This window comes from Fretibacterium fastidiosum, from assembly GCF_000210715.1.
GTDB lineage: Bacteria > Synergistota > Synergistia > Synergistales > Aminobacteriaceae > Fretibacterium > Fretibacterium fastidiosum.
The window spans coordinates 1,648,635-1,656,235 of the sequence record NC_021038.1; the positions used below are offsets into that span (position 1 = coordinate 1,648,635).

8 protein-coding genes are annotated in these 7,601 nt (G+C 66.1%); all 8 read right to left on the reverse strand.

What is annotated here, in order from left to right; all coding sequences use genetic code 11:
* Positions 1-337 precede the first annotated feature (337 nt).
* A complete protein-coding gene (locus tag SY1_RS07615; RefSeq protein ID WP_015556675.1) occupies positions 338-1,399 on the reverse strand; it encodes an outer membrane protein assembly factor BamB family protein in 1,062 nt (353 codons plus the stop codon).
* Between the two features lie 244 nt (positions 1,400-1,643).
* The gene (locus SY1_RS07620) at positions 1,644-2,720 is read right to left on the reverse strand and encodes a class I fructose-bisphosphate aldolase (protein ID WP_015556676.1); all 1,077 of its coding nucleotides are present in this window, start codon (positions 2,718-2,720) and stop codon (positions 1,644-1,646) included.
* A 182-nt stretch (positions 2,721-2,902) separates the two neighbouring features.
* Complete coding sequence (locus SY1_RS07625; RefSeq protein WP_015556677.1) at positions 2,903-3,430, reverse strand: HdeD family acid-resistance protein; 528 nt, start codon at positions 3,428-3,430, stop codon at positions 2,903-2,905.
* Positions 3,431-3,556: 126 nt separating this feature from the next.
* Positions 3,557-4,978 (reverse strand): CsgG/HfaB family protein, encoded by a 1,422-nt coding sequence (locus SY1_RS07630; protein ID WP_015556678.1) that lies wholly within the window; start codon positions 4,976-4,978, stop codon positions 3,557-3,559.
* 112 nt (positions 4,979-5,090) lie between these two features.
* On the reverse strand, positions 5,091-5,705 hold the full coding sequence (locus tag SY1_RS07635; RefSeq protein ID WP_015556679.1) for a CsgG/HfaB family protein: 615 nt from the start codon (positions 5,703-5,705) through the stop codon (positions 5,091-5,093).
* A gap of 31 nt (positions 5,706-5,736) precedes the next feature.
* On the reverse strand, positions 5,737-6,258 hold the full coding sequence (locus SY1_RS07640; RefSeq protein WP_015556680.1) for a hypothetical protein: 522 nt from the start codon (positions 6,256-6,258) through the stop codon (positions 5,737-5,739).
* Between the two features lie 70 nt (positions 6,259-6,328).
* The gene (locus SY1_RS07645) at positions 6,329-6,817 is read right to left on the reverse strand and encodes a hypothetical protein (RefSeq protein ID WP_015556681.1); all 489 of its coding nucleotides are present in this window, start codon (positions 6,815-6,817) and stop codon (positions 6,329-6,331) included.
* Positions 6,814-7,601 (reverse strand): hypothetical protein (locus tag SY1_RS07650; protein WP_208873318.1); only part of this gene is annotated, 788 nt, incomplete at its 5' end. The genes SY1_RS07650 and SY1_RS07645, both read right to left, overlap by 4 nt.

Sequence of the window (7,601 nt, forward strand, 5' to 3'; positions counted from 1 at the left end):
TTGCGGCGCAGGGGCATGGAGGACGCCGGCGCTGTCTCTTCGAGCGGTTGGTTCGTCTTCTTCCGGGCGTTTTTTTGTTCATTGTACGATCCCTCCATCACCGTGCTGGCAAGCGAAAAGCCGTTCATGCCCGCGTGGCGTCCATCGGCTGTGAACGGAAGTGAATTTCGCATACTCTCCTTATCCTATTATAACGGTTTTGCGCGCTTTTTCGCCAATTCTCTTTATTGTAGGGCGTTTTATTGCCTGTCAGGGGGCTGAATCAAAGTGTGAAGGACGGCCGCGCCAAGTGGATCGCGCGGCCGTCCTTCGTGGAACAGGTTCGGACCAGAGTCCGTCAGTAGATGGCGCAGAGCGTGCCGTCGCCGCTGCCGAGGTAGAGGACGCCTCCGTCGAAGGCGGGCGTGCCGTTGATGCCCTCGCCAGTCGTGAGGGTGGCGCGTTCCGCGCCGGAGGATGCGTCCAGGACGTGGAGGACGCCGTCGCCGCCCCCGGCGAAGACCAGCCCCTCAGCGAGGACGGGGCGCGCCGCGACGTTGCCGCCGTTCGTCTCGAACTGCCACAGGATGGCTCCGTTCTCCTCGCTCAGCGCGACGATCTTGCCGTTGGCCGTCCCCACGAAGACGCGCCCTCCGCCGACGGTAGGGGGCGTGGTGACGGGCTCGCCGACGTTCGGCTTGCTGTCCTTCCAGAGGGGGATGACGCCCTTGACCCTCACGCGCTGCACGGTGCCGTCCCAGCTCGAGTAGAACACGGACCCACCGCTCATGACCGGGGTGTTGATGGCGCCGCCCGCGCCGCCGCCCCAGATGCGTTTGCCCGTCTTGGGGTCGATGGCGCTGAACCTGCCGTTCTGCTCGCCAAGGAGGACGAGGCCGGCCTCAAAGGCCGGAGCGTTGCGCAGCTCCTGGTCGGCCGTGTGGGTCCAGACGAGGCGGCCGTTGGATGCGCTGATGGCGTAGAGCTTGCCGTCCCCCTTCGCCAGGTACACCTTGCCGTCGCCGACGGCCGTGCCGTCCGCGAGGGTCTCCGCGGCGTATCCCTCCTCCGGCGGAAGGTACTGCCACACGACCGCGCCGGTCGAGAGGGCGAGGCACGTGACGGCCCCGTTGCCCTGTGCGAAGATCACCTTGTCCCCCATGACGGAGGGGGTCCCGACGACGGTGTTCGTCCCGGTGTAGACCCAGGCGGGCACGCCGGAGGCCTTTTGAACGGCGTAGAGCTTCCCCAGGCGGTCCCCCGCGATGACCAGGTTGCCCGCCACGGCCACGCCGCTCGAGATGCCGTCGTCCGCCCGGAAGGTCCAGCCCACCTCGCCGCGCCAGGCGGCGGCAGGCCCCGCCGGAAGTGCGGCGAGAAACGCCAGCGCCGCCGCGAAAAGAATGCGATTTACCCTCATTACAATTCCTCCTCTGCCCTTGGATCGCACGCCCGCTCCCTGCGGGCCCCACTGCACCCTGCGCGTCCGGGGCGTGCCAAAGCGAAAGTCCCCATAGCGATATAGCGATATAACGATGGCTTAAGATTAAACCGTAAGGGGCGAGCTTTCGATACAGCCTCCTTGCTGAAATTTTTGCGCTTAAAGGGCGCAAAAAGCGGGGCCCCGATGGGAGCCCCGCCGAAGTTCGCTTCCGCCGTTCGCCTCAGGCGATGGTGACGTCCTTGCAAAGGTAGACGTCCTGCACCGCGTGGATGATCTCGACGCCCTCCTTCATGGGACGCTGGAACGCCTTGCGGCCGAGGATCAGGCCCATGCCTCCGGCGCGCTTGTTGACGACCGCCGTGCGTACCGCCTGCGCCAGGTCGGACTCGCCGCCCGAAGCACCGCCCGAGTTGATCAGGCCCGCGCGGCCTGCGTAGCAATTCAGCACCTGGTAACGGGTGAGGTCGATGGGGTTGTCCGTCGTCAGCTTGTCGTAGACGAACTTCGAGGTCTTGCCGAAGTTCAGCGCGGTGTAGCCGCCGTTGTTTTCCGCCTGCTTCTGCTTGACGATGTCCGCCTCGATGGTCACGCCGAGGTGGTTGGCCTGGCCCGTCAGGTCCGCGGAGACGTGGTAGTCCGTCGTCTTGCCGTCGACCTTCACCTTGAAGGCGGAGTTTCGGAGGTAGCACCACGGCACCGTCGCCATGCCCAGCTGGTGGGCGTGGTGGAAGGCCTTCGCGATCTCCTGGATCTGGCGCGTGGACTCGTCGCTGCCGTAGTAGATCGTCGCGCCGACGGCGACCGCTCCCAGCTCACAGGCCTGCTCCACGGAGGCGAAGAGGATTTGGTCGGCCTTGTTGGGGTAGGAGAGCAGCTCGTTGTGGTTCAGCTTCAGGAGGAAGGGAATCCTGTGCGCGTAACGGCGGGACACGGCCCCCAACACGCCCAGGGTGCTGGCCACGGCGTTGCAGCCCGCCTCCATGGCGAGCTTGATGATGTTCTCCGGGTCGAAGTAGATCGGGTTCGGGGCGAAGGAGGCGCCGCCGGAGTGCTCCACGCCCTGGTCCACGGGAAGGATGGAGAGGTAGCCCGTCCCGGCCAGGCGGCCGTGGTTGAAGAGCGTCGTCAGCGAGTTCAGCACGCGGTTGGGCCGGTCCGAGGGCGCCACGACCTCATCCACGAAGTCCGGACCCGGAAGGTGCAGCATGTCCGCCGGGATCGCCTTGCACTTGTGCTCCAGAAGGTCCTTCGCCTCGTCGCCGAGAAGTTTTTCGATCTTTTCAATGTCCTTGCTCATAGCGCTTTTGCCTCCTTGAGTTGTCGAGAGTCCGTCAAACCGTATCGAGCGTCCGGGGACAGGCCTCCGGGCGAATAAAGGGGATGAACGTTCAACTTGCCGTTCGGTCTGCTTAAGAAGATATCACATTCCGCGCGTTACGTCACGTCCTTTTAGCGGAGATCGTCCGGGGTGGAGCGCCTTCACCGAAAGATCATGCGCCCCTCCAGGATGTTCAGCGCGCCCGCTGCGATGAGCGTGGACGACAGGATCGCCACGACGGAGAGCCAGCCGACGAGGGGTGAGAGGAACATCGCGCATGAGCAGGCGATGAGGGCCAGGCTGCTGAGGAGCATGATCCACCATCCGCGGAGGTGGAGGGAGCGCAGGCGGATGCAGGTGACAAGGCGCACGAGGCCGATCCAGCACAGCCACGCCGCTACGACCATGGGGATCATGAAGGCCGTCAGCCCGATGCGCGTCAGCATGAGGACGCCCACGATGAGGTCCATGATGCCGAGGAACAGGAACCAGCGGGGGTACAGCGCCTCGCCGCGCAGGGAGAAGCACGGCAGGAGGTAATTGAGCCCGGACAGGCAGAGGCCGATCCCCAGGTAGATCGCCAGGGAGAGCAGCGCCTCTAAGGGGTAGAACAGGCTCCAGAGGCCGAGGAGGATCAGGATAACGCCCGTCAAATAGAGGGTCCAACGCAACGTCTTCATCGAGTTCATACGGTCCACTTCCTTAATTCATTCCTTAAAAGGCAACGAAATTTAATGACGGTCCTGCGACGCCGTGGTGCGTCCCCGTTTCCGCCCCTGCCCTTCGGGGTCCGGCAGGGGCGGAAACGGGGGGGCTCATTTTTTCAGCGTCTTCGCCTTGAAGTCCTGGGCCGGCGTGTAGTCCGGGTTGATCGCGAGGGCCTTGTCGATCCACTCGAGGGCCTCGTCCGCCTTCTTCAGCTTGTGGGCGGACACCCCCGCCCAGTAGGCCGAGAGGTAGTTGACGGTGGGGTGAGCGTCCGCCGCCCGACAGAACTCCGCATAGGCGTCCTTGTATTTGCCGTTCTTGAACTTGTTGTAGGCGTTGCGCTGCATGATCCCCAGGAGGTTCTTGTCTCCGCCCGAAAGGGCGTAGGTTTCGATGACCTTGGAGTCCGTGGACTGGTTGGGGTCGAAGCCGGGGATCGCCCTGGGCTCTCCCTTCGCCGGCTCGTCGGCCGGCTTGGGCTGTTCCGGAGCGGTCGGGGCCGGCGTCTTCCCCTCCCCGGTCGGCGCCGGTTCGTCCGCGGGGACCGCGCCGTCCTGGGGGGCGTTCCCAAAGATCTGGTCGAAGGTCCCGCTGGAGGCGGAGGGGCGGGAGCTGGCGTACTTGAGGGATTTGATCATCCGGTTGCTGATCGGCTCGACCTTGTCCCCGCGGCGGACCAAGGCTGCCTTGCCACCCTTGACGAACGTGCAATTGCTGTACGCGGGGGCGACCTCCCGGACCTTCAGCACAGCGAGGGCCAGGCGCTCCTGGCCGATGGTCTCGCCGTTCATGTCAAGGATCGCCTTGCCGTCGGCATAGACCAGGTACAGGGACCCTTCCTTGGCGCCCATGGAGGAGCCGATGTCGATCGTGGCCTCCTTGTCGGCCACCGAAAGGACATGCGAGCTCTCTCCAGCCAGCGTCCCTCGGATCCGGGCTGCCAGGCGCGTCACCGAGTCCGAGATGGCGCGGCTCTCCAGCCCGTCGAAGGTGCCCTCCGCCAGGACCGCGCCGCCCACGTACAGGCCGGAGGTCTCGTTGGACGAGTAGCCCGTCTCGGAGAGCGCCAGCCTGACCTCGGCCGTCGAGGTGTCCACGATGCGGACGTCGATGGTGGCCTGCGCCTCCTCCGAGCCGGTCGCGATGCCGATGCTGCCGAAGAGCGGGATCGCCCCTCCCGACGCCTTCTTGTTCAGCTCCGTCACCGCACCCAGGAGGATGTACTGCACGCCGGCGACGCGGCCCAACTCGGCCGCCGTGCTGGCGTCCACCAGCCCCGACTGCCCCAGCCGGATCTCCTTGCCCACCTTGTCCAGCTGATCCCTCTCGATCACCGAGATCGACCTGGAACTGGCCAGGGCGCGGGTCATCAGGTCCATCACGGCGTTGGCCTGCTGCTGCGTCACGCCCGACGTCTTGCTCTCGAACTGGAGGACGCCGATTCGCACCTTCTCCTCCTGCGCCCGGCAGGGAACGGCAAACAGGGCCAGGGCAAACAACGCCGTCACAACGCTCTTACGCATTCTCATGATTTAAAGCACCTCCGCTTTTCGTCCAGACGCTCCATCCCCAAACCCGCGCCCGCGCGAAAACTCCGCCGGAACGCGGGCTCAAAGTCTGTCTATCGTCCCCGGTCGCCGTTCAGTCGAGCTTCAGGCTCCTCATGGCCTCCACGTGCTTCACCACGGCCTTGCGCGTGGCCGCGGCCAGGATGCCGTTGATCTTCCCCGCTCCGAACCCGCCGTATTTCGTGACGAGCCCCCCCAGCGTCTGGTTGGAGGCCCCGCGCTCCGCGGCGGCGTAGACCACCTCGCTCGTCTGGTTGTCGATGAGGCGGATGTCGAGCGTCACGTAGGCCGTGTTGGAGGCGCCCCCGACCCCGCCGACGCCGGGGATGGGGACGGCCCCGCCCGCGGCCTTGTAGTGGTACTCCGTGACGGCCCCCGTCATGGAGTAGCGGGCCCCCTTGATCTTCCCCAGCTCCGGGGCGGTGGATTCGTCCATCAGGCCCGACTGTCCCAGCCGGATTTCCTCCCCGACGTAGTTTAGCTTTTCTCGCTCCACCAGGGTGAAGAGGCCCGCCTCGAAGAGCTCGGTGGTCATCATCTCGGTGATGGCGGAGGCGGGGACGCTGCCCCCCGCCTTGTTCGTGAACTCCCGGACCGCCAGGGTCGGCCTGGCCTCCGCCCCGGCGGCCAGCGCTCCGACGAGGAGCCCCGTCAGGATGAGCGGGCGCAGGTTCCGATTTCGTCTCATGGTCAACCTCTCCCTTCCCTTCGAGCCGGAGCTATTCCGTCATGCGTTTGACGGCCAGGGCTGCAGCGGCCTCAAGCGACTTCTGCTGGGCCTCCGACGGGGTGTAGCCCACCTGCTTCCCCGCCACGGTATCGGCGTAGATCTGGCTTCCGTTGGAGGCCGTGACCATGACGGCGATGGAGGATGTGCCCGTGTAGAGCTGGAACTCGTTTAGAACGGGGCGTCCGGCCTCCGACTGGGCCGTGATCAGGGTGCTGAACCCGTACTGTCTGCTCAGCTTCATGATCGCGTCCACGTTGCCGTCCAGGGCCAGAGCTGCGGCCTTGCTGCGCCGTATGGCGTCCAGCTTCTTGGGGTCCACCACCTTGTAGCCCTTGGCCAGCAGCTGGCGCGTGAAGACCGAAGCCACCTGCGCCGCCTCCTGGGCGGAGGCGCTCTTGGAGAGCACCGCGATCGAGCCCTTGGGCAGAACCGCGTGGGCGGTCCCCGCCGTCAGACAGAGAACCAACCCCAGGACGAGGGCGAGCGCGCTCCTCCAATGTTTCAATGCCATTGACCTCTCCTCCTTGAAAGAGTGTAAGAGTGTTTGGTTACAAAATCGCGCTTGACGGGCTTATTGGGCTTTAGCGCGCAGGGGCGTTGTTGCGCTTCAGCCGCTGCATCTCGCCCGCCACGTAGATGCCGCCGTTCTTGTTCAGCAGGCGGGAGAGCGCCGTCTCCACCTCGATGAAATAAAGCCCGCCCTCGATCCTCTCGGAGAGGATGCGCACCGGGGGAACGGGGCCGGAGAGCCACAGCGTCCGCTCCCTCAGGGCGGGGTCCTCGAGGATGTGCCCGCGCAGCAGCAAAAGCCCCCGGCGTGCGTCCGTCAGGGCCGCCCGACGGGCCAGAAGCCTGCCCTGGGCCGTGTTCTGGACCACGCGCCCCACGCCGCGAACGAACGCGCGGTTCTCCTCCCAGTCGGCGTAGAGGCTCTCCTCCGTCATCTGCAGCAGGTCCTCCGTCGAGGCCTGGACGGGCTCGGCAAGCTGGGCCGCCGCCCTCCCCGCGAGGCAAAGGGCCAGGACGGCCGCGAGGGCCCCTCGTTCAACCCGGCGCTTCAGGCCCTTCATGGCGCGGTGGCCTCCATCCCGCGGCCCTCGACGAGGGCCTCCGAGACGCCCTCGATCTCGCAGCCCCGGTCCGAGAGGATCGAGGCCAGGTCCTCCGCCGTCTTGTCCGAGACGACGTCCAGCTCCAACTCGCCCTTGCGGAACTGCCGCTGGTAGACCCCCGTCACGCCCTCGAGCCCGGACAGCTCCTCCTTGAGGGCCTTCGCCTCCTTGAAGGCGACGTCGGTCAGCTTGAGCTTGACCGTCCGCCCGGGGATGCCTCCCGCGGAGCCGGAGATCAGCGCGTAGGCGATCTTGTTCACCAGGCTCTTGCCCGCGCGGCTCGCCGTCGGCTTCAGGCCCCTGATCGCGCCGTCCTCGACGGAGGTGCCCTTCTGCTTTTCCTCGTAGGTGTCGGAGCCCAGCTGATAGGCCGAAGCGGACAGCACCGCCTTGAGCTGCACCGTGCTGCGAACCCCATAGATGCGGACGCCGCTCACCTGTTGGTTCGCGTAGGCGCTGGCGTAGGCCTTGCCGTAGATCAGGACGTCCGCCTGGAAGTTGCGGGCGATGTCCCGCAGCTTTTCCGGGTCCCCCGCGCTCCGCGCCGCGGCCAGGTCGATCTCCTTCAGCGCCCCGGCCTGGGTCGGATCGACCAGCAGGTACCCCGCCTTCTCGAAGACCCGCAGCACCTCGCCCTCCGCGGTGGAGAGGAAGGAGGGCTTGTCGCCGATCCGCTCGTCCAGCAGGACCATGATCCGGGGGTTCCCCAGCGCGTCGATGACCACCGGGCCCAGCACCCCGT

What these genes read in the sequence shown, in the direction of transcription:
- SY1_RS07640 (WP_015556680.1), bottom strand. Translation starts at nt 6,258, where the DNA reads ATGGCATTGAAACATTGGAGGAGCGCGCTCGCCCTCGTCCTGGGGTTG.
- SY1_RS07625 (WP_015556677.1), bottom strand. Translation starts at nt 3,430, where the DNA reads ATGAACTCGATGAAGACGTTGCGTTGGACCCTCTATTTGACGGGCGTT.
- SY1_RS07635 (WP_015556679.1), bottom strand. Translation starts at nt 5,705, where the DNA reads ATGAGACGAAATCGGAACCTGCGCCCGCTCATCCTGACGGGGCTCCTC.
- SY1_RS07615 (WP_015556675.1), bottom strand. Translation starts at nt 1,399, where the DNA reads ATGAGGGTAAATCGCATTCTTTTCGCGGCGGCGCTGGCGTTTCTCGCC.
- SY1_RS07620 (WP_015556676.1), bottom strand. Translation starts at nt 2,720, where the DNA reads ATGAGCAAGGACATTGAAAAGATCGAAAAACTTCTCGGCGACGAGGCG.
- SY1_RS07630 (WP_015556678.1), bottom strand. Translation starts at nt 4,978, where the DNA reads ATGAGAATGCGTAAGAGCGTTGTGACGGCGTTGTTTGCCCTGGCCCTG.
- SY1_RS07645 (WP_015556681.1), bottom strand. Translation starts at nt 6,817, where the DNA reads ATGAAGGGCCTGAAGCGCCGGGTTGAACGAGGGGCCCTCGCGGCCGTC.